The organism is Pseudomonas agronomica (assembly GCF_025917275.1).
GTDB lineage: Bacteria > Pseudomonadota > Gammaproteobacteria > Pseudomonadales > Pseudomonadaceae > Aquipseudomonas > Aquipseudomonas agronomica.
Map to the genome: position 1 here is coordinate 1 of NZ_JAOSHO010000888.1, position 1,053 is coordinate 1,053.

General features: G+C 61.6%; 1 protein-coding gene. It reads left to right on the plus strand.

Annotated features, from left to right (window positions below):
• On the plus strand, positions 1 to 1,030 hold a 1,030-nt coding region (locus OC610_RS27915; protein WP_264432816.1), incomplete at its 5' end, for an AsmA family protein.
• Between the last annotated feature and the right edge of the window lie 23 nt (positions 1,031 to 1,053).

Sequence of the window (1,053 nt, forward strand, 5' to 3'; positions counted from 1 at the left end):
CCGGCCAAAACTCAGCGGTGCGCTGGTGTCCGACCAATTATTGTTCAGCGATTTGGCGCCGCTGATCGGCGCGGATTCCAACGCAGAACAAAAAGCCCGCGGCGGCGCCAGCAAACAGCCGTCCGACAAGGTTCTGCCGGTGGAGAAATTTCGTACTGAGCGCTGGAGCGTGATGGACGCCGACGTTGAATTTACCGGCAAGCGTATCGTCCACAGCGAGCAGTTGCCGTTTACCGATCTCTACACGCACCTGGTGCTCAACGATGGTCAGTTGAGCCTGGAGCCCTTGCGCTTTGGTGTGGCCGGTGGCCGGCTCGATGCGCAGATCCGCCTCAATGGCCACACCCAGCCTCTCGAAGGCCAGGCGAAATTGACTGCGCGTGGCTTCAAGCTCAAGCAGCTCTTCCCGGGTTTCGAACCGATGAAGACCAGTTTCGGTGAGCTCAACGGCGACGCGGACATTTCCGGGCGCGGCAATTCAGTGGCGGCGTTGTTGGGCACATCCAACGGCAGCTTGAAGATGTTGATCAATGACGGCGCCATCAGTCGAGAGCTGATGGAGCTGGCAGGCCTCAATGTCGGCAACTATGTGGTGGGAAAAATCTTTGGCGACAAGGAAGTGAAGATCAACTGCGCTGCGGCTGACTTCGATATCAAGACGGGCCTGGCAACCACGCGCCTGTTCGTGTTCGACACCGAGAACGCAATCATCTATATCGACGGCACGGCGAACATGGCGACCGAGCAGTTGGACCTGACCGTCACGCCCGAGTCCAAGGGCTGGCGGTTGATTTCCCTGCGCTCGCCGCTGTACGTGCGGGGCACGTTTGCCAAGCCTGCCGCCGGGGTCAAGGCCGTACCGCTGATGCTGCGCGGTGCCGGAATGGTCGCGCTGGGCGTTATCGCCGCGCCGGCGGCAGGCCTGCTGGCCCTGGTGGCGCCCAGCGGTGGGGAGCCGAACCAGTGCGCGCCGTTGCTTGAGCAGATGAAGGCCGGCAAGGCGCCGGTGACGGTCAAACCGACTCGATAGGCAGATTTTGCGGTGGGACAGCT